The 24,924-nt window shown below is 70.1% G+C and carries 22 protein-coding genes and 2 pseudogenes; 20 read left to right on the top strand and 4 right to left on the bottom strand.

Annotation, left to right across the window (positions count from 1 at the left end):
- Positions 1–39: 39 nt before the first annotated feature.
- The 3 genes and pseudogenes from D3A59_RS03625 to D3A59_RS03615 all read right to left on the bottom strand — a co-directional run bounded on the left by D3A59_RS03625 (position 40) and on the right by D3A59_RS03615 (position 2,849).
- Positions 40–1,458, bottom strand: a complete 1,419-nt coding sequence (locus D3A59_RS03625) for an IS701 family transposase (RefSeq protein WP_119153561.1) — start codon at positions 1,456–1,458, stop codon at positions 40–42.
- Between the two features lie 305 nt (positions 1,459–1,763).
- A pseudogene (locus D3A59_RS03620) lies at positions 1,764–2,252 on the bottom strand (IS3 family transposase); the annotation flags it as partial.
- A gap of 18 nt (positions 2,253–2,270) precedes the next feature.
- Entirely contained in the window at positions 2,271–2,849 is a 579-nt protein-coding gene (locus D3A59_RS03615) for a transposase (RefSeq protein ID WP_157991381.1), read from the bottom strand.
- Between the two features lie 263 nt (positions 2,850–3,112).
- On the opposite strand from D3A59_RS03615, the gene D3A59_RS25195 reads away from it, so the two are divergent.
- Positions 3,113–3,280 (top strand): hypothetical protein, encoded by a 168-nt coding sequence (locus D3A59_RS25195; protein WP_157991380.1) that lies wholly within the window; start codon positions 3,113–3,115, stop codon positions 3,278–3,280.
- Between the two features lie 43 nt (positions 3,281–3,323).
- Here the strand turns inward: D3A59_RS25195 and D3A59_RS03610 are convergent, their stop codons facing one another.
- Positions 3,324–4,265, bottom strand: a complete 942-nt coding sequence (locus D3A59_RS03610) for a LysR family transcriptional regulator (RefSeq protein WP_119153559.1) — start codon at positions 4,263–4,265, stop codon at positions 3,324–3,326.
- Positions 4,266–4,602: 337 nt separating this feature from the next.
- On the opposite strand from D3A59_RS03610, the gene D3A59_RS03605 reads away from it, so the two are divergent.
- From D3A59_RS03605 to D3A59_RS25190, 19 genes and pseudogenes are all read left to right on the top strand, one after another.
- Positions 4,603–6,264, top strand: a complete 1,662-nt coding sequence (locus D3A59_RS03605; protein WP_119153558.1) for a DUF1302 domain-containing protein — start codon at positions 4,603–4,605, stop codon at positions 6,262–6,264.
- Positions 6,265–6,281: 17 nt separating this feature from the next.
- On the top strand, positions 6,282–7,637 hold the full coding sequence (locus D3A59_RS03600; RefSeq protein ID WP_119153557.1) for a DUF1329 domain-containing protein: 1,356 nt from the start codon (positions 6,282–6,284) through the stop codon (positions 7,635–7,637).
- 125 nt (positions 7,638–7,762) lie between these two features.
- Positions 7,763–8,899, top strand: a complete 1,137-nt coding sequence (locus D3A59_RS03595; protein ID WP_205665100.1) for a WD40/YVTN/BNR-like repeat-containing protein — start codon at positions 7,763–7,765, stop codon at positions 8,897–8,899.
- Complete coding sequence (locus D3A59_RS03590) at positions 8,896–11,409, top strand: efflux RND transporter permease subunit (RefSeq protein ID WP_119153555.1); 2,514 nt, start codon at positions 8,896–8,898, stop codon at positions 11,407–11,409. Before D3A59_RS03595 ends, D3A59_RS03590 begins: the two co-directional genes overlap by 4 nt.
- A 35-nt stretch (positions 11,410–11,444) precedes the next feature.
- Positions 11,445–12,491: a universal stress protein gene (locus D3A59_RS03585; RefSeq protein ID WP_119153554.1), complete on the top strand. Its 1,047-nt coding sequence runs from the start codon at positions 11,445–11,447 to the stop codon at positions 12,489–12,491.
- Between the two features lie 5 nt (positions 12,492–12,496).
- Positions 12,497–12,925, top strand: coding sequence for a DoxX family protein (locus D3A59_RS03580; RefSeq protein WP_119153553.1), 429 nt, complete (start codon positions 12,497–12,499; stop codon positions 12,923–12,925).
- 388 nt (positions 12,926–13,313) lie between these two features.
- Entirely contained in the window at positions 13,314–14,510 is a 1,197-nt protein-coding gene (locus D3A59_RS03575) for an MFS transporter (RefSeq protein ID WP_157991379.1), read from the top strand.
- Between the two features lie 27 nt (positions 14,511–14,537).
- Positions 14,538–15,695: an alpha/beta hydrolase family protein gene (locus D3A59_RS03570; RefSeq protein ID WP_119153551.1), complete on the top strand. Its 1,158-nt coding sequence runs from the start codon at positions 14,538–14,540 to the stop codon at positions 15,693–15,695.
- A 31-nt stretch (positions 15,696–15,726) separates the two neighbouring features.
- The gene (locus D3A59_RS03565) at positions 15,727–16,683 is read left to right on the top strand and encodes a VOC family protein (RefSeq protein WP_119153550.1); all 957 of its coding nucleotides are present in this window, start codon (positions 15,727–15,729) and stop codon (positions 16,681–16,683) included.
- A gap of 35 nt (positions 16,684–16,718) precedes the next feature.
- Positions 16,719–17,060 (top strand): Rieske (2Fe-2S) protein, encoded by a 342-nt coding sequence (locus D3A59_RS03560; protein ID WP_205665099.1) that lies wholly within the window; start codon positions 16,719–16,721, stop codon positions 17,058–17,060.
- A 26-nt stretch (positions 17,061–17,086) separates the two neighbouring features.
- On the top strand, positions 17,087–18,214 hold the full coding sequence (locus D3A59_RS03555; RefSeq protein WP_119153548.1) for an FAD-dependent oxidoreductase: 1,128 nt from the start codon (positions 17,087–17,089) through the stop codon (positions 18,212–18,214).
- A gap of 94 nt (positions 18,215–18,308) precedes the next feature.
- Positions 18,309–19,310 carry a Bug family tripartite tricarboxylate transporter substrate binding protein gene (locus D3A59_RS03550; RefSeq protein WP_119153547.1) on the top strand — a complete coding sequence of 334 codons (1,002 nt, stop codon included), beginning with the start codon at positions 18,309–18,311 and terminating at the stop codon, positions 19,308–19,310.
- Positions 19,311–19,383: 73 nt separating this feature from the next.
- Positions 19,384–19,977 (top strand): cupin domain-containing protein, encoded by a 594-nt coding sequence (locus D3A59_RS03545; protein ID WP_119153546.1) that lies wholly within the window; start codon positions 19,384–19,386, stop codon positions 19,975–19,977.
- On the top strand, positions 19,974–20,978 hold the full coding sequence (locus D3A59_RS03540) for a Bug family tripartite tricarboxylate transporter substrate binding protein (RefSeq protein WP_240635924.1): 1,005 nt from the start codon (positions 19,974–19,976) through the stop codon (positions 20,976–20,978). The genes D3A59_RS03545 and D3A59_RS03540 overlap by 4 nt, the downstream gene beginning before the upstream one ends.
- Positions 20,975–21,772: an SDR family NAD(P)-dependent oxidoreductase gene (locus D3A59_RS03535; protein WP_205665098.1), complete on the top strand. Its 798-nt coding sequence runs from the start codon at positions 20,975–20,977 to the stop codon at positions 21,770–21,772. Before D3A59_RS03540 ends, D3A59_RS03535 begins: the two co-directional genes overlap by 4 nt.
- Positions 21,773–21,783: 11 nt before the next feature.
- The gene (locus D3A59_RS03530; protein WP_119153545.1) at positions 21,784–22,593 is read left to right on the top strand and encodes a cyclase family protein; all 810 of its coding nucleotides are present in this window, start codon (positions 21,784–21,786) and stop codon (positions 22,591–22,593) included.
- 20 nt (positions 22,594–22,613) lie between these two features.
- On the top strand, positions 22,614–23,606 hold the full coding sequence (locus D3A59_RS03525; RefSeq protein WP_119153544.1) for a fumarylacetoacetate hydrolase family protein: 993 nt from the start codon (positions 22,614–22,616) through the stop codon (positions 23,604–23,606).
- A gap of 76 nt (positions 23,607–23,682) precedes the next feature.
- Complete coding sequence (locus D3A59_RS03520) at positions 23,683–24,660, top strand: NAD-dependent epimerase/dehydratase family protein (RefSeq protein ID WP_119153543.1); 978 nt, start codon at positions 23,683–23,685, stop codon at positions 24,658–24,660.
- Between the two features lie 84 nt (positions 24,661–24,744).
- Positions 24,745–24,924: pseudogene (locus D3A59_RS25190) on the top strand (hypothetical protein); the annotation flags it as partial.

Genomic DNA, 24,924 nt, shown 5'->3' with positions numbered 1-24,924 from the left:
CTCACTCCTTCTGCCTCGCAGGCAAAGAAAGTGAGAATATTACTTTCTCAGTCTAACTTGCCGGTAGTTTGTTATTCCCGGAGATAGGGGTTGATTCCAAGGCCGGCGGCGACGGCCGAGATCAGCTCGGTGAGTTCGGGTGGAGGGGGCCTGTTGCGCCACGCGCGCCAGCAGGTGCTGAGCCACTTCCACGGGGCCAGCCAGGATCGGACGCGACGCAGCCCTTGCGGCCAGCAGCAACCCAGCGCCGGACATTGAGGTGCCGAGTTCATTTTTCCCCCGCACCCGTTTGGGTGCTGGTGAAATCGATTGCTCGGGCTTGCGCAGCGCCCCCTGCTGCGCCTCGTGCCACCAGCAAAACGAGAAGGCGCACCACACCAAGGCCCAGTGCCGGCGAATGGCCCGATCGCTGCGCACCATGAAGTCCGCCCAGCCGAGCTCGTGCTTCACGCGCTTGTAGTGCTCCTCGATCCAGACCCGCAGCCCGTAGAGCCACACCAGGTGCGGCAGCGGCGCCTTGTCCAGCGGCAGGTTGGTGCTCAGGTACCAGGTGGAGAGCGGCAGCAGCGTGGCCGGATCGGTGGTCGCGACGATCGCACGCAATTGCCTGTGCGGGCCGTAGCCGAAGAACTCCAGCTCCGCGGCCCACCACTGCTCGGTGTGCCCGTCGCGGAAGTGGCGCGTGATGCTGCGCCAAGCACGCCTGGGCAGCTCCTGCGCCGCGTCCATGAAGGAGTGCGCCATGTCCGCCGGTGCCCAGCCCAGGCCGACCTTGCCGCGGCGCGCGATGACATAAGGAATGCCCCGCGCGTGCAGCGCTGCCTCCAGCTCCTGGTTGTCGCCATAGAAGCAGTCGGCCACCACCGCCTCGAATTCGATCCCCGCCCGGCGAGCCTGCTCGATCAGCGCCAGCGCGATCTGGGGCTTGGTGCGAAAGGCGGGGTCCTTCTTGCCCAGGGGCAGCCGAGACTCGGGCGTGTAGGGCTGCGCATGCAGCGGCCAGTAGCAGCGCTCGTCGACCCACAGCGTCGTCACGGCCACGATGCCGTTGTCGATCTTGCCGCGCGAGCCGAGGTACTGGCGAGCCACGTTCGCCGTGGCATGGCCGTCCTTGCGATCGCCGGTGTCGTCGAGCACCAGTACGCCAAGCGGATGCGAGGCCACAGCGGGCTGCTCGGACATCATCGCCAAGCGCTGCGCGTTGATGGCCTGCTCGTCCCACGGCGCCTCGCTCAGGAAGAACTGTAGCCGCTGCACCGCAGCGGCCTGCGCCTGCACCACGGGCTCTGCGCCAGCGAGCGCGGTGAGGGTCTTGTTGCGGTCGCGAGGCAGCAGCAGCCCGGTGAGGTACTCGCGGAAGCTGCGCCGCTGGGCCAGCGAGCGGAAATGCCGGTCGAACCGACGGGCGTAGGCCTCTAGGAGGCCGGGGGCCGGTGGGCAGGGACGTGGAGCAGTCATGGCAAACCACCTCCTGCTTCACTGCGAGCATCAGCCTTGCCTACTCCAACAAAGTACCGCTAGGGCCTGTCCAGCATCTACTTCCTGTTTTGAGCAACGCGCATCGCGTGTAATGAACGGGGTCTCAGGGTGTAGTTCAGGGCTGTTCACTGTCAACCTAGATCGCGTCCTTCGATACGTCGGGGTCTTGGAGCAGTGAACAGCCCTGGGTTGCGCAGTGGGTGCCCTTGGGGGGAACGGTACTCGTCAGCCGTAGACCGTGTCGCTGAACCGCCCCGGGAATTCCGGAGGCTCATTGGCTTGAGTCAGGCCGACATGGCTGACTCGGCAAGTTGACGATAGTAGTGAGCTTCGCCCTCGGCGGGCGGGATATGGCCGATGGGCTCCAGCAGTCGGTGGTGGTTGAACCAGGTGACCCACTGCAGCGTGGCGAGCTCGACCGCCTCCCGGGTCTTCCAGGAGGGCCGCCGATGGATCACCTCAGCCTTGTACAGCCCGTTGATCGTCTCGGCCAGCGCGTTGTCGTAGGAGTCGCCCACGCTGCCCACCGAGGGCTCGATGCCGGCCTCGGCCAGTCGCTCGCTGTAGCGGATGCAGACGTACGAGCCGCGGTCCGAGTGATGGATGAGCCGGTCGTCCTCGCTCGGTCGTCGCTCGTACAGCGCCTGCTCCAGTGCGTCGAGCACGAAGTCTGCCCGCATTGAGGACGACACCCGCCAGCCCACGATGCGCCGGGCGAAGGCGTCGATGACGAAGGCGACGTAGACGAACCCTTGTCATGTCGAGACGTAGGTGAGATACCGTAGGCGAAATCAAGCTGGCAAGGGAGCCAGTTTGGCGAAGCGGGAGACGCGCGTGGCGGCATGAGCACGGTCGTCGAGCCAGGCCACGATCCGCGCTGCATTGATGCCGACCACGGCAAGCACCTGCTGCAGAGCCGTCTTGGCCTGCCCGATGTAGCGACTTCGCCGCATGCCGAATGCGCGCACGCCTTGTGACAGAGTTCCCTCCACACCCGCGCGCACCCGGTACTGCTTCTGCCATGCCGGGTCGTGCATTCGCTGGCGGGCTGCGTTGAGCGCTTCATACTCGTCACGCGGATGGAAGTAGACCGCGCGACGAGCTGCCTTGGCCGGCGTGCACAACGGTCTGGCCGGGCAACTGCCGCAGTCGGTCCGGCTGACCCGGGAGTGTATGCGAAGGTGGTCGGTCTCGTCGCGGCCCGGCTTCCACCCGACCGATACCTTGCCCTGCGGACAAGTGACCTGCTCGCGCTCCCAATCGATGGAGAAGTTGGGCAGATCGTAGCCATGGCCAGCTCTGGAGGCCCAGGTCGACAGGCCACGCACGGCGCCTTCAAGCGAGACGCCGTGGTCCCGGCGACTGGCCACCAGGAGTTCGGCATCCGTCTGCTTGCACGACGCGCACCCGGGCTACATCGGCTGGGAGGAGTTCATGGCCAATCAGGAGCGCTTGGCCAGCAACGTGGCCTCTTATGCACGACAGCGCCAAGGTGCACCGCGCCAAGGCGTGGCGTTGCTGCAGGGCATTGCGATCTGCGGCTGCTGCGGCGTAAGCGGTCGGCCAAGTCATTCTTGAAGCGAAAGGCTCGGTATAGGAGGGCTGCGTCTACGCGAAGCTGGCGGTCGAGGCCTTGCGGCGCACCGGTCGGGAGCCGACGCGAGAGCGGCTGCTGCAGGTCCTGGACCAGGGCGAGTTCGACCTCGGGGGCTTTCGGATGCACTTCGCCTCCAAGGACCGCCGCGGCAGCCGCTTCACGGACATGACGGTCATCGGCTCGGACGGGCGCATCCTGCGCTGAAGGCCGGGGCAGGTCCCGACGGGGACCTGCCGCCGCTCCGAGGTCAGGCTGCTGCAGCCGGAGCCGTCTCTTCATCCAGGCGCGCCGCTGCGCGATGCAGCAGCTCGCGCAGCCAGCGGATGCCGGGGTCCTGCGTGCGGTACTTGTGCCACTGCAGCACTTGCGTGAGCTTCGGGATCGGCAGCGGCGGCGGCAGCAGCCGCACGGGCAGCGTTCTGGCCGCCACACGGGCCAGCCGGGTGTGCACGGTCGCGATGCGCTCGGTGCCGATCACCAGCTGCACCGGCATCGTCATGTGCGAGGTGGTGACCTCGATGCGGCGCGTGACGCCGTAGCGCTGCATGAACCAGCCCTCGAAGGCCGGCGGGCTCCCGACAGTGGTGGCGGGCCTCACCGCCACGTGGCCGGCCGCCGTGTAATGCTCGAAGCTCAGCGTCTCGCCGATGCCGCGGTTGCCGCTCCACACCACGCAGCTGTAGTCGTCCTCGTAGACGGTCTCGGTCGGGTGCTCGGCCGAGCAGTAGCTGTTCGGGATCAGCAGCAGGTCCGCGTCGCCGCGCTCGAGCATGCGGTCGGGCTGGTCGATCTGAGGCAGCAGCTCGAAGCGGATCGTGCGCGACTCCTGCCAGGCCAGCTCCATCGCATGGGGCATCAGCACCTGGGTCGAGTAGTCCGACACCAGCAGCCGGAAGACCCGGTCCGACTCCGCCGGCGTGAACTCCGGCTGTGCGGCAATGGTGCTGTCCACGCGCACCAGCACGTCGCGCACCGCGTCCTTGAGCGTCTCGGCACGGGGCGTGAGCTCGAGCTTGCGTCCCACCTGCACCAGCAGTTCGTCGTCGAAGTACTCGCGCAGCCGCGCTAGCGCGTTGCTCATGGCCGACTGGCTCAGGTGCAGCCGCTCCGCGGCGCGGCTGATGCTGCGCTCGCTGAGCATCGCATCGAGCGCGACCAGCAGGTTCAGGTCCAGGCGCTTGAAGCGCATCGTGCTTGTCTCCTTCTGCGGAAAAGGCGGGCTCATCAGCTGAGCCATACGTCGTTCCGCTCTTGTGTTTCAAGGGTTTTCCCGTATCGGGTTGTCCCTCGTATTTGCGTCATCGATAAGACGAATGAACGCAAATCATTTTACGAATACATGGGCCAATCTTAATCTGCGTCCCAGTTCTTGATGTGCCTTAAGGAAAGCTGCCGACGGTTGTGATCAGCCCACGGATCGAGGAGGCGCTAGGCGCATTCAGGAGCCCAGACAGCAGCCCATTCCGGAGCTTTCGGACCCGCACCAGACGGGATTCCGCTCAACAGAAGGAGACAACGTGAGATCCATGCAGACCCCCCGGCAGAGTCGTCCGGCCAGCCCGCTGCGCTTGGTGGCGGCAGCGGCGCTGCTGACCAGCGGCGGCGTCCAGGCCTTCGAGATTCCCACCGCGAACCCGGACCTCAAGCTGCGCTGGGACAACACCGTCAAGTACAGCGTCGGCGCGCGGGTCAAGGACCGCCTGCCCGCGCTCTCCAGCCAGGCGCCGGCCTCGCCCAACCAGAACGACGGCAACAACAACTTCGGCAAGGGCCTGGTCCAGAACCGGCTCGACCTGCTGTCGGAGTTCGATGCGAGCTACAAGGACTACGGTTTCCGCGTGAGCGGCGCGGCCTGGTACGACGCGGTCTACAACCGGCGCAACGACAACGCCACCGGCACCTCCAACCGGCCCGCGGGCTCGCCGGCCAACGAGTTCCCGCGCGAGACGCGCGAGCTGATGGGGCGCGACGGCGAGCTGCTCGACGCCTTCGCCTGGGGGCGCTTCGAGCTCGGCGAGCGGCCGCTGACGGTGCGCCTGGGCCGCCACACGCTGCTGTGGGGCGAGAGCCTGTTCTTCGGCGCCAACGGCATCGCCGGCGGCCAGGCGCCGACCGACCTGATCAAGCTGCTGTCGGTGCCGGGCTCGACCACCAAGGAGACCGCGCGCCCGACCGGCAAGCTCTCGGCGCAGCTGCAGCTCACCGACTCGCTGTCGATGGCCGCCTACGTGCCCTACGAGTGGGAGAAGTCCCGCATGATGCCGGTGGGCGCCTACCTGTCGGCGAGCGACTCGATGGGCCCCGGCGGGGAGCGCACCCTGTTCGGCCCCGTCAACCAGTTCACGATCCTGCCCGAGCGCGAGGCCAGGGACGGCGGCCAGGGGGGCGTGAGCCTGCGCTGGCGGGCCGAGGCGATCGATGCCGACATTGGCTTCCACGCGATCCGGTTCCATGCCACCACGCCGAGCAACGTCTTCAACACCTGGGCCACGGCACCCGGGCCGGCCGGCACGCCCGTCTCCCAGCAATGGGTCTATCACGAGGGCATCGAGGCCTACAGCGTGAGCCTGGCCAAGACGGTGGGCGAGTGGAGTCTGGGTGCCGAGGCCTCGGTGCGCGACAACCAGCCGCTCTCCAGCGTCGGCGCCAACATCTTCCCGGCAGGACCGGTGCGGGTGAACGGCAACCTGAACAACAGCAGCAACCCCGGCTACGCGGTCGGTCGCACCGCGCACCTGCAGTTCAACTGGCTCGCCTCGATGGGACCCACCTGGCTGTCCCAGGAAGCATCCTTCCTCGGGGAGGTGGCCTGGAACCGGCGGCTGAAGTTCACGCAGGGCGCGCAGTTCGCCAACCCGCAGGCCGAGCGCGATGCCGCCGCGATGCGGCTCGTGCTCTCGCCGTCCTACCGACAGGCGCTGCCCGGACTGGACCTGAGCGTGCCGGTGGGGCTCGGCTACACCTTCGGCCGCTCGTCTGCGCTCGGCCCCGGCTTCGGTCCCGAGAAGGGCGGCGACTTCAGCCTCGGCCTCAACGGCACCTACCTCGGCCGCTGGCTCGTCTCCGCCAACTACGTGCACTACCTCGGCGAGGCCGGCCCGACCCTCAACGCCGCCAACCAGGCCCAGTTCAAGCAGGCGCTCAAGGACCGCAACTTCGTGACGCTGTCCGTGCGCACCACCTTCTGAGATCGAGGAGACCCACGATGAAGATCCGATTCACCCCCCTGACGCTGGCGCTGCTCGCCTCGGCCTGCCTCGTCGCTCCGGCGGCAGCGGCCGTGTCGGCCGAGGAGGCCGGCAGGCTGAAGTCCGAGCTCACGCCCTTCGGCGCCGAGAAGGCCGGCAACAAGGACGGCAGCATCCCGGCCTGGACGGGCGGCTACACGCAAGCCATCCCTGGCGACAAGCCGGGCGGCCGCCGCGGCGACCCCTTCAAGGACGAGAAGCCGCTGTTCACCATCACGGCCAAGAACATGGAGCAGTACGCCGACCGGCTGACCGACGGCCAGAAGGCGATGCTCAAGAAGTACCCGGACAGCTACCGGCTCGACGTCTACAGGACGCACCGCACGGCCGCCGCGCCGCAGTGGGTCTACGACAACACCTTCAAGAACGCCACCCGCGCGAAGCTGGAGAACAGCAAGCCCGTGGGCGCCTACGGCGGCATTCCGTTCCCGGTGCCGAAGACGGGCGAGGAGGCGATGTGGAACCACCTGCTGCGCTGGCGCGGCGAGGCCTGGGAGGCGCAGAGCACGCAGTACCAGATCACGGCCGACGGCCGCTCGGTGCTGACCACCGATGGCCAGATCAAGCAGAACGTGCCGTATTACTTCAAGGACGGCTCGCCGGAGACCTTCAAGGGCTTCTTCTGGGACTTCTTCATGGTCAATGCCGGCCCGCCGCTGCGCGCCGGCGAGATGATCGCCGGCCGCGAGCACATCGATGGGGACAAGTCCGCCTCCTACGTCTACCTCACCGGCCAGCGCCGCGTGCGCAAGCTGCCCAACGCCTGCTGCGACACGCCGACGCCCGCCTCCGCCGGCCTGATGTCCTTCGACGAAGTCCAGGTCTGGAGCGGCCGCCTCGACCGCTTCGACTGGAAGATCGTCGGCAAGCAGGAGATGCTCATCCCCTACAACAACAACAAGTTCCTGCAGCCCACCAAGGACGCCGAGCTGCTCGCCAAGCGCCACCTGAACCCGGACCACGTGCGCTGGGAACTGCACCGCGTGTGGGTGGTGGAGGCCACGCTCAAGTCCGGCCAGCGCCACCAGGCCGCCCGCAGCCGCTACTACCTCGATGAGGACACTTGGGCCGGCGTGCTCGCCGACCGCTGGGATGCCAACGGCCAGCTCTGGAAGTCGCTGTGGACGCTGTCCTTCGTGATGCCGGACCTGCCCGGCACGGTCCAGGTTCCTTTCGGCTACTACGACCTGCTCTCGGGCACCAGCTACCTGACCCATGCCTATGCCGAGAAGCCCTTCCACTACCGGCCGACCAAGCCGCACCCCGAGGTGACGTTCACGGCCGACGGCCTGACCAGCGCCGGCGTGCGCTGATGCACGGAGGCGGGGACGGTGCCCCGGCGCCGCCCCCGCTGCGGATCTCCTCCTTCACCTCCACTTCCTGAAGGCCGCGCGGGCAGGAGCCTGCCCGTGCGGCCGTCCAAGTCCGGATGCTCTCCATGAACAAGCGGGTTTCATTGCACCGCCGCGGCCTGCTCGCGGGGCTGTCGGCGGTGCTCGCCGTGCCGTCGCTGGCGTTCGGCGCCGCAGTGGCCGACTCGGCCAGACGACCGGCCCGGCCCACGGTCCACCTGGAGCGGGCCGTGCTGCTCGGCGCGGGATGGGCGGGCGCGCGCATCGTCGCCGTTGGCGAGCGCGGCGTCATTGCGCTGTCGGACGACGGTGCGAAGACCTGGCGCCAGGCGCGCGCGGTGCCGGTGAGCGTGACGCTCACCGCGGTGCAGTTCGTCGACGATCGCCACGGCTGGGCCGTGGGCCACGGCGGCGTGGTGCTGCACACGGCCGATGCCGGCGAGAGCTGGGTCCAGCAGCTCGACGGCGTGCGCGCCGCCCGGCTCGCGCTCGAGGCCGCGCAGGCCGAGGCCGGGCGTGCCGGCGCGGACGAGGCCGCCGCGGCGCGCCGCCTCAAGGACGCGCAGCTGCTCGTCGACGACGGCCCGGACAAGCCCTTTCTCGACCTGCGCTTCAGCGACGCGAGGAACGGCCTCGTCGTCGGCGCCTACAACCTGTGCTTCGCCACCTCGGACGGCGGGCGCAGCTGGCGGCCGCTGATGGACCGCCTGCCCAATCCGCGCGCGCTGCACCTCTACGCTGTACGCCGCCAGGGCGAGCTCGTCCTCGTCGCCGGCGAGCAGGGCCTGCTGATGCGCTCGACCGACGGTGGCGCAAGCTTCACCGCGCTGAAGTCGCCCTACGAGGGCAGCTGGTTCACGCTCGCGCTGCAGCCCGACGGCGCGGTGCTCGCCGCGGGCATGCGCGGCCAGGTCTGGAGCTCCGGCGACCGCGGCGAGAGCTGGACGCGGCTCGAGGGCGCGCCGCCCGTCTCGTTCGTGCATGCCGCGCCCGGCGAGCGCGGCATGCTGCTGGCCAATCAGGCCGGTCAGTTCTTCGAGGTGCCCGACCAGGGGACGACGCTGCGGGCGCTGCCGCTGCGTCCGCTGCCGCCGCTCACGCATGCGCTGCCGCTCGGCGCCGGCGGCCTGCTCGCGCTGAGCCTGCAGGGCCCGATCCCCCTTCAACTGTCGAAGGACGACCGCGTGTCGTCCCGCATCCCCGTCTCCGGAGCCGCCAAGTGACGCCCTCCAACTCCCCGAGCGAGCCGGTGATCCGCGACCTCGCGGACTTCGACCGCAACTCCGGCTCGCTGATCGAGCGGGTCCTGTTCAACCACCGCTGGTTCGTCGTGCTGCTGTGCGCGCTCGTGACCGCGCTGCTGGGCTGGCAGGCGACGCGGCTGCAGCTCAACGCGAGCTTCGAGAAGACCATCCCGACCTCGCACCCCTACATCGTCAACTACCTCGCCCATCAGAACGAACTGCGCGGGCTCGGGAACGCGGTGCGCATCGCGGTGGCCAACCCCAAGGGCTCGATCTACGAAGCGCGCTACCTCGAGACGCTGCGCGAGCTCAGCGACGAGGTCTTCCTGCTGCCCGGCGTCAACCGCCAGGGCATGAAGAGCCTGTGGACGCCTTCGACGCGATGGGTGGGCGTGACCGAGGAGGGGCTCGAGGGCGGTCCGGTGATCCCGGACGGCTACGACGGTTCGCCCGCCCGCATCGAGGAGCTCAAGACCAACGTCGCGCGCTCGGGCGAGATCGGTCAGCTTGTCGCCCGGGACGCGCGCTCGAGCGTCATCTACGTGCCGCTGCTGACGCAGGACACCGAGGGCCGGCCGCTCGACTACGCGGCCTTCTCGCAGCGCCTGGAGGCGTTGCGCGCCAAGTACGAGGCCAAGGGGGTCGAGCTGCACGTCACCGGCTTCGCCAAGCTCGTCGGCGACCTGATCGAGGGCGTGCGCACCGTGATGGTGTTCTTCGCCATCGCGATCGCCATCGCCGCCGCGATGGTGTTTTGGTACACGCGTTGCGTGCGCTCGACGTTGCTGGTGGTGGCCACCTCGCTCGTGGCGGTTGTGTGGCAGCTCGGGCTGCTGCCCGTGCTCGGCTACGCGCTCGACCCGTACTCGATGCTCGTGCCCTTCCTCGTGTTCGCCATCGGCATGAGCCACGGCGCGCAGAAGATGAACGGCATCATGCAGGACGTCGGCCGCGGCGTGCACAAGCTGGTGGCGGCGCGCTTCACCTTCCGCCGGCTCTTCCTCGCCGGCCTGACGGCGCTGCTGGCCGACGCGGTGGGCTTCGCGGTGCTGCTCGTCATCGACATCCAGGTCATCCGCGAGCTCGCGATCGCCGCCTCGATCGGCGTGGCGGTGCTGATCTTCACCAACCTGATCCTGCTGCCGATCCTGCTGTCCTACACCGGCGTGAGCGCCAAGGCGGCCGCGCGCAGCCTGCGCGCCGAGGAGCAGGTGCAGCAGGGCGGCCGCAAGCAGGCGCTGTGGGCCTTCCTGGACCGCTTCACGCAACCGCGCTGGGCGCGGCTGGCGGTGTTCGCCGCGGCCGTGATGCTCGTCGGCGGCTTCGCGGCGAGCACGCAGCTCAAGATCGGCGACCTCGATCCCGGCGCGCCGGAGCTGCGCACCGACAGCCGCTACAACCGCGACGTCGCCTTCATGAACTCGGCCTACGGCGCCTCGAGCGACGTGCTCGCGGTGATGGTCAAGACCCCGGACGGCCAGTGCTCGGACTACGACACGGTGATGCGCGTCGACGCGCTCGAGTGGGAGCTGCGCCAGCTCCCCGGAGTGGAGTCCACCAACACGCTCGCGCTGCTCAACCGGCGCGTGCTCACAGGCCTGAACGAGGGCAACCCGAAGTGGTACGAGTTGCTGAACAACCAGGACATGCTCAACACCATCACGGCAGGCGCGCCGCGCGGGCTCTACAACGACGCGTGCGGGCTGCTGACGCTCTACGTCTACCTGCAGGACCACAAGGCCGACACGCTCGCGCGCGTCGTTCAGCACGTCGAGCGCTTCGCCGCCGAGAACGACAGCGAGAACGCGAAGTTCCTGCTCGCGGCGGGCTCCGCGGGCATCGAGGCGGCCACCAACATCGTCGTGAAGGACGCCTGGTGGCAGATGCTGGTGCTGGTCTACGCGGCGGTGGTGGGGCTGTGCTTCGTCACCTTCCGCTCTTGGCGTGCGGTGCTCGTGGCGGTGCTGCCGCTGGTGCTGACCTCGGTGCTGGCCGAGGCGCTGATGGTCGCGCTCGGCATGGGCGTGAAGGTGGCGACGCTGCCGGTGATCGCGCTCGGCGTGGGCATCGGCGTGGACTACGCGCTCTACATCCTGTCGGTGATGCTCGTGGGCCTGCGCGCGGGTGACAGCCTGTCGCAGTCCTACCACCGCGCGCTGCTGTTCACCGGCAAGGTCGTGATGCTCACTGGCGTGACGCTGGCCATCGGCGTCGTCACCTGGGTCGCGTCGCCCATCAAGTTCCAGGCCGACATGGGGCTGCTGCTGGCCTTCATGTTCCTGTGGAACATGCTTGGCGCGCTGGTGCTGCTGCCCGCCCTTGCGCACTTCCTGCTCAAGCCGGTGCGGGCCGCGGCCGATCTGGGCGAGCCGGCGAACGAGCCGGCCGGCCGCGACGCCTCGCGGGCGCAGGAGGCGGCTGAAGCCGGCCTGGGCAGCGCAGGGGCGATCCCGTTCGAGCCGGCCGCCCCCGGCGCCACGACCCGGTGAACGGGCCGGCAGGACACCCACGAGGATCTCAGCCCATGTACAAGCACTTGCTGGTCCCCATCGACGGCTCCCCGCTGTCGAACGCCACGGTCGACCAGGCCGTGAGCTATGCGCGCGAACTCCAGGCGCGCCTGACCTTCCTGCATGCCCGGCCGGACTACGCGGCCACCGGCGACGGCGCACTGATGCACGCCATGGCACCCGCGGCCTTCTCAGAGGCGGCGGCCGGCAACGCCCGGGCCCTGGTGGCCAAGGCGGAGGCCGCCGCCCGCGCCGCAGGGGTGGGCTTCGCCTCCGTGATCCGCACCAGCGACCGGCCCCACGAGGCGATCCTGGAGGCGGCAGAGGCCTGCGGCTGCGACCTCGTCTTCATGGCGTCCCGGGGCCGGCGCGGGCTCAAGGGCGCGCTGCTGGGCTCGGTGACGCACAAGGTGCTGCAGCGCGCCACCGTGCCGGTGCTGGTGGCCGCCGTCGAGAGCAACCTCGGCGTCAGCGACGAGCAGCGTGCGCTGGCCACGATCCGCGACGAGCACCGCTCGCTCGCGGCCGTGATCCATGCGCTGCAGGGCGTGCTGGAGGAGGCCGCCCGCAGCGGCCGGCCGCCCGACACGGCGCTGCTGCGCGCGATGCTGCACTACATCGAGCAGTTCCCCGAGCGGCTGCACCACCCGAAGGAGGAGGCCTGGCTGTTCCGCCGGCTGCGCGAGCGCAGCGCCGAGTGCGATGCGCTGATCGAGGGACTGGAGCGGCAGCATGCGGAAGGTTCGGCGCTGTTCGCCGAGTTGCGCGTGCGGCTTGCGGCGCTCGAGGGCGGTGAGGAGGGCGCATTGGCCGCGCTGTCTGAGGCGGTCGAGGACTTCGCGCGTTCCCAATGGGCGCACATGAAGGCCGAGGAGCAGCTGGTGCTGCCCGCGGCCAGCCGGCACCTGCAGCCCGGCGACTGGGCCGAGATCGCCGCGGCCTTCGGCGCCAACGGCGACCCGCGCTTCGGCACGGAGGCGGACGAATCCTTTGCCCGGCTGGCCAGCCGGCTGCTCAACCTGGCGGCGACCCTCTCCAGGAGCACAGCGACCAAGGAGTGAAGCACATGACGACGAATTCGAACGACTCGATGGTGCTGCTGGGGCGCGTGCTGATCGCGGCCCTGTTCCTGCCGGCCGGCATCGGCAAGATCGCGGGCTTCGCCGGCGTGAGCGGGCTGATCGCGAGCAAGGGGCTCCCGCTGGCGCCGGTCCTCGCCGCGGCCACGATCGCGCTGGAGATTGGCGCCTCGCTCGCCTTGCTCGCCGGCCTCGGCACGCGGGTGGCCGCCATCGCGCTGGCGGTCTTTACGGCGGTGGCGGCCGTCGTCTTCCACGACTTCTGGGCCGCGCCCGCGGCGCAGGCGATGGCACAGCAGCAGGCCTTCTTCAAGAACATCGGCATCGTCGGCGGACTGCTGATCCTGGCAGCCACGGGACCCGGCCGGTTCGGCGTCGATGCCCGACGACGCGGAGAGCGCCCCGCCGTGGCGTGAGGGGCGGCCCGGCGTGTCGCTGGGCACGGTCCGTACAGAGGCGGGGCAGGCCGGGCGCCCGTTCAGTCCTCGAGGTACTCGGTCGTGATATCCCCCGTGCCGCGCTGCCAGCAGGCCGCAGCGCGGATTTGCCCCTGGTCGCGCGGCTGTTTCTGCAGCGGCGAGGGCAAGGCGCTCCCGCCGTGCTCTGGTCGCCAGCCCGCCTCCGATCGCTTAGGTATTAACCCTGAAAGTATTTTCGGGATCGATTTTGCGAATGGAGCCATTCAATTTTTCAAATGCATTGATCCTTCTTAATCTTTCGCTTGCCAAAACCGAGTGCCGCTTCACGGAGCAGCGCAAGAACACGAACAGGCCTCGAGCCGATGACCCCAGGAGACATCCATCCATGAATACCACCACGGAGAGCTGGAGCGGCCGTGCCGTGCTGCTGCTGGCCCATGTGGCCGGCATGATCGATCTCGTCGCGCTGCCCATCTGGGTCGGTGCGGCGCTGATCGGCCAGTACGGCTTCAGCCCGACGCAGGCCGGCTCGATGGTCACGGCCTTCCTCGCCGCCGCCGTCTGCGCCAGCCTCTTCTTCGCGCCGCGCTTCCACCGCCACCCGGCGCACCGCGCCGCGCCCGTGGGCTACGCGATCGCGGCGATCGCCTTCGCGCTGCTGACCCAGGTCAGCCACGCGGGCGCCATGACCGCGCTGCACGCGCTGGCCGGCTTCGGCGCCGGCATGGGCCTGTCCTTCACGCACGGCGCGATCGGCCGCAGCGGGCGGCCGCAGCGCCTGTTCGCCATCGTCACGTTGGGCCTGGGCGTGAGCGCGATCTTCTTCCTCGGCGTGGCGCAGGGGCTGGTGCCGCGCCTAGGCGGCCCGGTGCTGTTCATGCTGTTCGCGGCGCTGATGGCGATCACGACGCTCGCGACCGCGGTGGCCTTCCCGCGCCCGGCCGCGTCCGAGGCGGACTGTCCGGCCTCGGAGCGCCCGGCCGAACCCGTGTCGCAGCCGATCGCGGCGCCGCTGTGGTGGGGGATCGCGGGCCTGACGCTGATGGCCATCACCCAGTCCACCGTGTTCAGCTTCGTCGAGCGCATCGGCGTGGCGCGCGGCTTCGGCGGGCAGGTGCTCGGCGTGCTGATCGCGCTCGGCTTCGTCAACCTGGCCGCGCCGGTGCTCGCGGCGCTGCTGGAGCGGCGGCTCAAGGCGATGCCGGTGGCGATGGGGGGCGCTGCGCTGCAGCTCACGCTGGCGCTCGTGATCGCCTTCAGCGCCGGCTTCACGCCCTACGCGGCGGCGGCCTCGGTGTTCGTCGCGGTGATGATCTTCACGCACACCTTCGTCTTCGGCTGGCTGTCGCGCCACGACGCGAGCGGCCGGGCCGTCGCGCTGACGCCGGCGATGCTGATGAGCGGCGCCGCGCTCGGGCCGGTGGCCGGCGGCGCGCTCTACGGCAGCCTGGGCACCCACGGCATCGGCGTCGCCGCGCTGTTCATCGGCGCCTCGGCCTTCGGCTGCTACCTGCGCGCCTTCCACCTCTCGCGCACCCTGCCGGCGCCTGCCGCCGCGGTCGCCACCGTCCCTTCCCACTGACCGATCACTCCACGGAAACCTAGAACCATGTTCCGCTACTTCCCCACCAACTACGTCTGGAACCTGTCCGTCAATCTCGCCATCGAGATGGGCGCCCGCATCGGCGAGATCGAGGAGATGTGCGCGCCGCTGCAGGAGGCTGCCAAGGCGCCGGACGCCGCCGGTACCGCCGCCTTCCGCGAGACTTGGTCGAAGATGGCCGACAAGCTCTGCGCGATGGCGGAAGAGGACGAGGCGCGCGGCTGGCTGCTCGGGGCCGGCGAGAAGTACAACCGGGCCGCCACTTACCTCATCACCTGCGAGCGGCTGCAGGCGCACGGCGCGCCGGGCCGGCTCGAGCTCTACAAGCGCTCCCTCGACGTGTTCGCGCGCGGCCTCGCCCTGTCGAAGGAGAAGTGCGAGCGTGTCGAGATTCCCTACGAGGGCAAGGTGATCTCGGGCCTCTTCGTGCGCGCCGAGGGCGTGGACGGCCCGGCGCCGGTCCTGGTGCAGCTCAACGGCCTGGACTCGACCAAGGAGATGAAGTACCGCGTGGGCCTGCCGGCCTGGCTCGCGAAGCGCGGCGTGTCGTCCCTGATCATCGACCAGCCCGGCACCGGCGAGGCGCTGCGCCTGCACGGCATGACCGCCCGCTACGACACCGAGCACTGGGCCAGCCGCGTGGTGGACTGGCTCGAGACGCGCGAGGACGTGGATCCGAAGCGCATCGGCTGCGAAGGCGTGTCGCTCGGCGGCTACTACTGCCCACGCGCGGTGGCCTTCGAGCCCCGCTTCGCCTGCGGCGTGGTCTGGGGCGCCAACCACGACTGGCGCGAGGTGCAGAAGCGCCGCCTGGAGAAGGAGGGCGACTTCCCCGTGCCGCATTACTGGGCGCACGTCTGCTGGGTGTGGGGCGCCAAGGACATCGACGACTTCATGCGCATCGCCGAGAACGTGCACCTCGACGGCGTGGTCGAGAAGATCAAGGTGCCCTTCCTCGTCACGCACGGCGAGAAGGACTCGCAGATCCCGCTGAAGTGGGCGCACCGCACCTACGAGCAGCTCGTGAACTCGCCGAAGCGCGAGCTCAAGATCTTCACCGAGCGCGAGGGCGGCGTGCAGCACGCGAGCTTCGACAACAGCATCAACGCCGGCCAGTACATCGCCGACTGGGTCGCCGAGACGCTCGGCGGACGCACCGCCTGAGCCCGCGCCTTCCACCAAGGAAATCCCGATCATGAACATCATCGGACCCGACCACCTGGTCTTCGGCGTGGACGACCTCGCCGCCTGTTCGCAGTACCTCGCCGACTACGGCCTGAAACCCGTGGGCGTCACGCCCGAGGGCGGCCACTTCGAGGCGCTCGACGGCACCGCCATCGTGCTGCGCCGCAAGGACGACCCCTCGCTGCCGCCCGCGATGGACACCCCCAGCCAGCTGCGCGAGACGGTCTACGGCGTCGCCGACGTCGAGACGCTTCGCGCCATCGAGGCCGAGCTCTCGAAGGACCGCGAGGTCGTGCGCGGCGCCGACGGCGTGATCCGCTGCAGCGACGACATGGGCTTCGCGCTCGGCTTCCAGGTCACGACCCGCCGCCCGCTCGATCTGCCGGCCGAGACCGTCAACGCGCCCGGCGCGGCGCCGCAGCGCGGCCCGAACCGGCTCGGCGCGGACCCCGAGGCGCAGGCCCTGCCGCGCACGCTGTCGCACGTCGTGTACTTCGTGCCCGACGTGGCCAAGGCCGAAACCTTCTATCAGCGCCTGGGCTTCGTGTGCACCGACCGCTTCATCGGCGTCGGCCCCTTCCTGCGCCCGGCCGGCACCCCGGACCACCACACCCTCTTCATGATCCAGACGCCGCCGTTCATGAAGGGCATCGAGCACTTCACCTTCCACATGGGCGGCCCGACCGAGGTGATGCTCGCCGGCACCCGCTTCGTGGAGAAGGGCTACCAGTCCTTCTGGGGCCCGGGGCGGCACCGCTTCGGCTCAAACTGGTTCTGGTACTTCAACAGCCCGATGGGCTGCCACGTCGAGTACGACGCGGACATGGACCTGCACGACGAGGCCTGGGTCGCGCGCGAGGTGCCGATGGGCGCCGACGCCTCGCAGCTCTTCCTGTTCCAGCACCGCGACAAGTGGGCGCCGGGCGGCCCGCCCCCGGGCGCGCAGCGCGCCGCGGTGGATCACTGAGCGACCCGGACCCAGGAGTAGGAAGGATGGACGGCATGCGCCTGTGTCACCTGAGCGAGCTGCCCGAGGGCGGCTGCCGCGGCTTCGACCCGCGGGGCGAGGGCCGCGACACGATGTTCGTCGTGCGCCGCGGGGACGCCCTGCACGCCTGGCGCGACGCCTGCCCCCACTGGGAGGGCGCCCCGATGGCCTGGCGCAAGGACGCCTACCTGAGCGGCGACCGGCAGCACATCGTCTGCCATGCGCACGGCGCGCGCTTCGACATCGCCAGCGGCCTGTGCCTCCAGGGGCCCTGCGTAGGGCAGTCGCTCACGCCCGTGCCCCTGCTCGTCGCAGAAGACGGCGAGATCCGCCTCGCTGCGTCCCAAGACCTTTGAAAAGAACCTGAACAGGAGACAAGACCATGACCCCCACCGCAAGGAAGATCCTCGTCATCGGCGGCGGCTTCTCGGGCATGTCCGCCGCGATCGAGCTGCGCAAGCAGGGGCTGGACGTCGATCTCATCGAGATTGACCCGGGCTGGCGCTCCTACGGCGCCGGCATCAGCCTGGGCGGCGCCACCTTCCGCGCCTTCCGGCGACTCGGCATCCTCGACGAGTTTCTGCGCCAGGGGCATGCCTCCGACGGCCTGGAGGTGTCCCTGCCCGACGGCACGCCGCTCGCCGTGCTGCCGACGCCGCGCATCGCCGGCCCGGACGTTCCCGGCAACGGGGGGATCATGCGCTCGGTGCTGGCCCGGATCCTGGCCGAGGCGACGCGGGCTTCCGGAACGCGCGTTCACCTGGGCTGCACCTTCACGTCCATCGAGCAGGACGCCGAGGGGGTGGAGGTCGGCTTCACCGACGGCCGGCGCGAGCGCTACGACCTGGTGATCGGCGCCGACGGCCTGTACTCGAAACTGCGCGAGACGCTGTTCCCCGACGCGCCCAAGCCCCGCTACAGCGGCCAGGCGGTGTGGCGCGCGGTGCTGCCGCGCCCGCCCGAGGTGAAGACCGCCATGATGTGGATGGGCCGGGTGAAACCCGGCCTCAACCCGGTGTCGGCCACCGAGATGTACATGTTCATCACCGAGAACCGGCCGATGAACGAGCGGGTCGATCCCAAGGACTTCCCGCGCCTGATGGCCGACCTGCTGGCGGACTTCCCCGCGCCGCTGCTGCAGCAGATCCGCGCGAGCCTGAACGCCGACTCGCAGATCGTCTTCCGCCCGCTCGAGGGCCTGCTGATGCCGCAGCCCTGGCACCGGGGCCGCGTGGTGCTGATCGGCGACACGGTGCACGCGACGACGCCCCACATGGCCTCGGGCGCCTGCATCGGCATCGAGGACGCCATCGTGCTGGCCGAGGAACTGGGCCGCAGCGCCCATGTCGAGGAGGCGCTGCAGGCCTTCCAGCGCCGGCGCTGGGAGCGCTGCCGCATGGTGGTCGAGAACTCGGGCCGCCTCGGCGAGATCGAGATCGCCGGCGGCGACAAGGAGGAGCACGGCCGCATCATGCGCGAGACCCTGATGGCGCTGGCCGCGCCGATCTGAGCGCACGGCCGTTTGTCTCCTGCCTGGCGCGCGCGGTGATCCTCGTGCGCCTCGTCCGGCAACGAGCCGGTCCTCCCCCTCACCAGGAAGCTCCATGGCACTGCCCCGGAAACTCCGCTCCGCCCCCGCGATCTCGCGCCGCGAGATCCTCGCCAGCGGCTGCGCGCTCGCCGCCTCGATGCTCGCGCCGCCAGTGCTCGCGCAGACGCGCTATCCCTCGCGGCCGGTGCGCCTCGTCGTGCCCTTCCCGGCGGGCACCTCGCCCGACGTGATCGCACGCCTATGGGGCGAGCGCTTCGCGAAGTCCACGGGCCAGCCGCTCGTCGTCGAGAACAAGCCCGGCGCTGGCACGATCATCGCCGCGCAGGCGGTGGCCGGCGCGGCCGCCGACGGCCACACGCTGTTCTGGACCGTCAACAACACCTTCTCGATCAACCCCTTCGTCTACCGCAGCCTGCCGTACAAGCTCGACGACTTCGTGCCCGTCACGCGCATCCTCTCGGTGCCCTTCGTGCTGGTCGTCTCCGCCGAGTCGAAGGTCCGCAGCCTCGGCGACCTGGTGCGCGAGGCCAAGGCACGCCCCGGGGCGATGACCTACGCCAGCCCCGGCAACGGCACCTCGCCGCACGTGGTGATGGCGCGGCTGCTGAACACGGCCGGCCTCTCGATGACGCACGTGCCGTACAAGGAGGCCTACATCACCGACGTCATCGCGCAGCGCATCGACGCCGCCTTCGACGCGAGCACCACGGTGATCGGGCAGCTCAAGGGCGGCAAGGTCCGCGCGCTCGGGATCTCCAGCGCGACGCGCGTCGAGGCGCTGAAGGACGTGCCGCCGATCGGCGAGACCTTCCCCGGCTTCGTCGGCGAATCCTGGCACGGCGTCTTCGCGCCCAGGGGGACGCCGGAGGGGATCGTCTCGACGATCGTCGAGCACTCGCAGCGCATCGTCGAGGCGCCGGACTTCCGTGCCACGCTCGCCGGCTACGGGCTGGTCCCGGCGGGCGGCACGTCGGCCGCGTTCCGGCAGTTCCTTGCCGAGGACGCGCGCGGCTGGTCCCAGGTAGTGAAGGACAACCAGATCACCCTCGATTGAGCGGCACGCGAGACAGGGCGTGCCGACCTCGACCGGCGTCAGGACCGGTCGATTTCCCTGAACCGGAGTCTTCATGAGCTTCCCCCCCATCCACCGCGTCGTCACCGGCCACGATGCCGAGGGCAAGGCCGTCGTCGCGAGCAACGGGCCCCTGCCCACCGTGCAGGAAATCCAGGCCATCCCCGGCACCGTGTTCCACGAGGTCTGGGCCACCGCCGGCAGCCCCGCGCCGGTGGACAACGGCGCGGATCCCACGGTCGGGCCGCTGATGCTGCCGCCCCCGAAGCAGGGCACGCGCATCCGCTTCGTCGACATCCCGCCCGACACCGAGGAGTTCCTGCGGCACGGCGCGCAGAAGATGCACGACGCCTTCGCGCAGATCGGCGACACGGCGGCCTCCACGGTGAAGAAGGACTCGCCGCACCCGTTGATGCACCGCACCGAGTCGGTGGACTACGGCATCGTCATCGAGGGCGAGATGACGCTGGTGCTCGACGACTCCGAGGTGCTGCTCAAGCCGGGCAGCGTGGTCGTGCAGCGCGGCACCAACCACGCCTGGGCCAACCGCTCGGGCCGGCCCTGCCGGATGCTGTTCGTGCTGGTGGACGGCGCCTACGACCCGGCAATCCAGGACGCGCTGGAGAAGCGCGGACGCCTCGCATCTTGAACACCGAAATCGCCTACCTCCCCATGACGACACGACGCTCCTTCCTGGCCGCCGCCGCGGCCATGCCCTTCGCCGGCGCGGCGCTGGCCCAGTCCAGCGGCGGCTTCCCGTCCAAACCTCTGAACTGGGTCGTGCCCTATGCGGCCGGCGGCTTCGGCGACGCGCTGTCGCGGCTGCTGGCGCAGCGGCTCGAAGCCGGGCTGAAGCAGACGGTGATTGTCGAGAACAAGCCCGGCGCCGGCGCGCAGATCGCCGCCGCCCACGTCAAGCAGCAGCCCGCCGACGGCCACACGCTCTTCTACGGCGACCTCGGGCCCTTCGCGATGAACGCGGCGCTCTACCCGAAGCTCAACTACGACGTGCTGCGCGACTTCGTGCCGGTCACGCGGCTCGTGACCTCGCCGCTGCTGCTGGTCGTGCCCGCCAACAGCCCGCTGAACAGCTGGGCCGACCTGATGAAGGCCGCCAAGAGCAGCAGGGGCCTGAACTACGGCTCCTTCGGCATGGGCAGCCAGCCGCACATCTGGGTCGAGATGCTCAAGCGCCAGACGCAAGGCAACTTCCACCACATGCCCTACAAGGGCGCCGCGCCCGCGGTGCAGGACCTGATAGGCGGGCACCTCGACCTGATGCTCGACGTGGCGGCCAACAGCCTGCCGTTGGTGCGCGACGGCAAGCTCAAGGCGCTGGTGCTCGTCGGCAGCGACAAGCGGCTGGCGCAGCTGCCGAACCTGCCGACGGTGTCCGAGCTGGGCCTGCCCGCGCTCAACAGCTCGGGCTGGACCGGCGTGGTGGTGCGTGCCGGCACGCCCGCACCCGTGGTCGCCCGGCTGCACGAGGAGATCGCGAAGGCGGTGAAGTCCCCCGAGGTTGCGCAGCGCTACGGCGACTTCGGCATCGTCGCGGCCCCCCAGAGCCCGGCGCAGTTCGCCGACTTCATCCGCACCGAGACGGCGCGCTGGGGCGAGGTGATCCGCGCGGCGGGGGTGACGCTCGAATGAGCACGGGCGATCTGCAGGCGGTGCCCGGGCTGTTCGACATGACCGGTCAGGTGGCGCTCGTCACCGGCGCGGCGCAGGGCTTGGGCCTCGCGATCGCGCAGGCCTTCGCCGCGCAGGGCGCCTCCGTGGTGCTGAGCGACCGGGGTGCCGCGGGCGCCGAGGCCGCCGTGGACCGGCTGCGCACGCAAGGGGCGGACGCGACGGCGCTGGCCTGCGACGTGGCGAATGCGGCCGACATCGACCGCCTGGTGGCCACGGCGCAATCCTGGCGCGGCCGCGTCGACACGCTGATGTGCAACGCGGGCATCCAGGGGCCGGCAGGTCCCTTGGCCGAGGCCGGCGACGACGACTGGCAGCGCGTGTTCGACGTGAACCTGCGCGGCGCCGCACGGCTCGCCAACGCGCTGATCCCGCCAATGGCCGAGCGCGGTAGCGGCAGCGTGATCCTGATGTCGAGCATCGCCGGGCTGCGCGGCAACAAGGCCATCGGCCTCTACGGGCTGAGCAAGGCCGCGCTTGCGCAGCTCGCGCGCAACCTGGCAGTGGAGTGGGGCGCGCAGGGCGTGCGCGTCAACGCGATCTCGCCGGGGCTGATCCGCACGCCGCTGGCGGGCTCGATGCTGGACAACGCGGCCTTCATGCAGCGGCGCCTGGCGATGACGCCGCTGCGCCGCGTGGGCGAGCCGCACGAGGTCGCGGGCGTGGCGGTGATGCTCGCGAGCCGTGCCGGCGGCTTCATGACCGGACAGAACCTCGTGGTGGACGGCGGCACCCTGATTTCCGACGGCAGCTGAAAGGACAAGACATGGCAAGAAGATTCGTCGATCTCTCGATCTACCTAGAGAACGAGGTGCTGTCGGACCCGCCGCCGCTGGCGCCGAAGATCACCTACCAGAAGCATCAGGAGACGCTGGGCGAGTTCATCGCGATGATCCCCGGCACCACCGCCGAGGACTACCCGGACGGCGAGGCCGCGGCCGCCGAGTGGGTCACGATGACGACCCACAGCGGCACGCACCTGGACGCGCCGTACCACTTCCACTCCACGATGGACGCGAAGACGGGCGAGAAGAAGCCCTCGATCACCATCGACGAGGTGCCGCTGGAGTGGTGCTTCCAGCCCGGCGTGAAGCTCGACTTCCGGCATTTCCCGGACGGCTACGTCGCCACCGCTGCCGACGTGGAGGCCGAGCTGAAGCGCATCGGCCACGAGCTGCAGCCGCTCGACATCGTCGTCGTGAACACCCGCGCCGGTTCGCGCTACGGCCACAACGACTTCGTCTCGGCCGGCTGCGGCATGGGCTACGAGGCGACGATGTACCTGCTCGAGCGCGGCGTGCGCCTCACGGGCACCGACGCCTGGAGCTGGGACGCACCGTTCTCCTACACCGCGAAGAAGATCGCCGAGACCGGCAACAAGGCGCTGATCTGGGAAGGGCACAAGGCCGGCCGCGACATCGGCTACTGCCACCTGGAGAAGCTGCACAACCTCGAGGCGCTGCCCGCCCACGGCTTCTTCATCAGCTGCTTCCCGCACAAGGTCCGCCGCGGCTCGGCCGGCTGGACCCGGGCGGTCGCGATCCTCGACGACGCGCTGATGGCGCTGCCCCGCTGAACCCCACCGGAAGGACGGTCATGAAACTCGCCACCCTGAAGAACGGCACCCCCGACGGCCGGCTCGTGCTGGTCTCGCGCGACCTCGAGCGCGCGGTCGACGCCTCCGCCATCGCGCCCACGCTGCTGCAGGCCCTGGAGCGCTGGGCGCAGGCAGCTCCCGCCCTGCAGGCGCTCTACGAGCAGCTCAACGCCGGGGAGGTGCGCGACGCCTTCCCCTTCGAGCCGCGCCAGTGCATGGCGCCGCTGCCGCGCACCTTCCAGTGGTGCGACGCCTCGGCCTTCCTCAACCACGGCCGGCTGATGGAGCGCGCCTTCAACACCCCGCCGATCCCCGACTTCGACACCATCCCGGTGATGTACCAGGGCGCGGGGGACGACTTCCTCGGTCCCTTCGACGACGTGCCGCTGCCCGACGAGGCGCTGGGCATCGACTTCGAGGGCGAGTTCGGCGTGGTGCTCGGCGAGGTGCCGATGGGTGTGGCGCCCGAGCAGGCGCTCGACTGCGTGCGGCTCGTCGTGCAGATCAACGACTGGAGCCTGCGCGCGCTTGGGGCCCGCGAGATGCAGAGCGGCTTCGGCTTCCTGCAGGCCAAGCCCTCCACGAGCTTCGCGCCGGTGGCCGTCACGCCCGACGAGCTGGGCCAGGCCTGGTCCGACGGGCGCGTGCAGCTGCGGCTGCACATCGAGTGGAACGGCGAGTGGTTCGGCCACCCGCACGGCGGCGAGATGAACTACTCCTTCGGCGAGCTGATCGCGCATGCCGCGCGCACGCGGCGGCTGTCGCCCGGCACCATCATCGGCTCGGGCACGGTGTCCAACGCCCAGCGCATGGCCGGCTCGGCCTGCATCGCCGAGCGGCGCGTCCTCGAGATCCTCGACCAGGGCCGCCCGAAGACCGGCTTCATGCGCTTCGGCGACCGCGTGCGCATGCAAGCGCGCGCAGAAGGTCAGGAGCGCAGCCCCTTCGGCGTGATCGACCAGCGCGTTGTCCAGGCGGGAGCGGCCACATGAGCGCTTGCGCACGGCCGCTCCGAAGGACGCGCTCTGTCCCTCCTGGAGGGACCGCGCACAGCGCGAGGGGGCCCCGATGAGCCAGGTGCTGGTCACGGGCGCCGGCGGCTTCGTCGGGCGCGAGCTGGTGCACCGGCTGCTGCTGCAGCCCTCGCTGCGGCAACTCGTCGCCGTCGACCAGCGGCTGGACACCGCCGAGGCGCCCTGGCTCGGCGACGAGCGGGTCGTACGGCTGGAGGGGGACTTCGGCTCCACGGCACTGCTGGAGCAGGCGCTCGCGCAACCGCCGGACCTCGTGTTCCACCTGGCCAGCGTGCCGGGCAGCCTCGCCGAGCGCGAGCCCGAGCTCGGCACACGGGTGAACCTCGATGCCTCGCTGGAGCTGCTGCAGCGGCTCGCGCAGCAAGGGCCGGGCGGCGGCGGCAAGGTACCGCGGGTGGTGTTCGCGAGCTCGGTGGCGGTGTACGGGCCGCTGGACCCGAAGGGCACGGCCAGCGAGGCCACCCCTGCGCGCCCGGTGCTGAGCTACGGCGCGCACAAGCTCATGACCGAGATCCTGCTGGCGGACCTGAGCCGGCGCGGGCAGCTCGACGGCGTGTCGCTGCGGCTGCCGGGCATCGTCGCGCGCCCGCTGTCGCCCACCGGCCACGGCTCGGCCTTCATGAGCGACCTGATCCGGCGCCTGAAGGCCGGCGAGGCCTACGACTGCCCGGTGGGGCCGCAGGCGCGCGCCTGGTGGATGAGCCTGCCGTGCTGCGTGGACAACCTGCTGCACGCGGCCCGGCTGGGCGCCGAGCGGCTGCCGCCCGGCCGCGTGGTGCAGCTGCCGGTGATCACGGCGATGGTGTCGGAGGTGGTGTGGGCGATCGAGTCGTCCCGGGGCGGCAAGCGGGCCGACATCTGCTACCGGCTCGACGGCCCGCTGGAGCCGCACTTCGGCCGCTACCCGCTGCTGGAGACGCCCGCGGCGCGCGCCCTGGGGTTCGTCGACGACGGCAGCCTGCTGAACCTGATCGAGCGGGCCACTGCCTGCGACCCCGTGCCGGCGCAGTGAGGGATGGGCGGCGCCTGCCGCTCGGGAATTCAAGTCAAGCCTGAAGGGAGCTTCTAGAAACCGCCCCTGCGGCATGATGCGGGGATGAGCAGCAAGAAGACCAAGACCGAGCAGGCGTTGGCGCCGCAGGGCGACATGTTCGTGCAGCACCACAGGGACGTGAAGCTGCAGCAGTACACCGACAGCCTGGAGCGCATGGGCGAGCTGGTGGACTTCGGGCAGGTGGCGGCAGCGGTGGATGCGGCCTGCCCGAGGCCCGATCGA

The sequence above is a fragment of the Caldimonas tepidiphila genome (assembly GCF_003569765.1).
Lineage (GTDB): Bacteria > Pseudomonadota > Gammaproteobacteria > Burkholderiales > Burkholderiaceae_C > Caldimonas > Caldimonas tepidiphila.
This window is presented reverse-complemented; position numbering and strand designations above follow the sequence as displayed.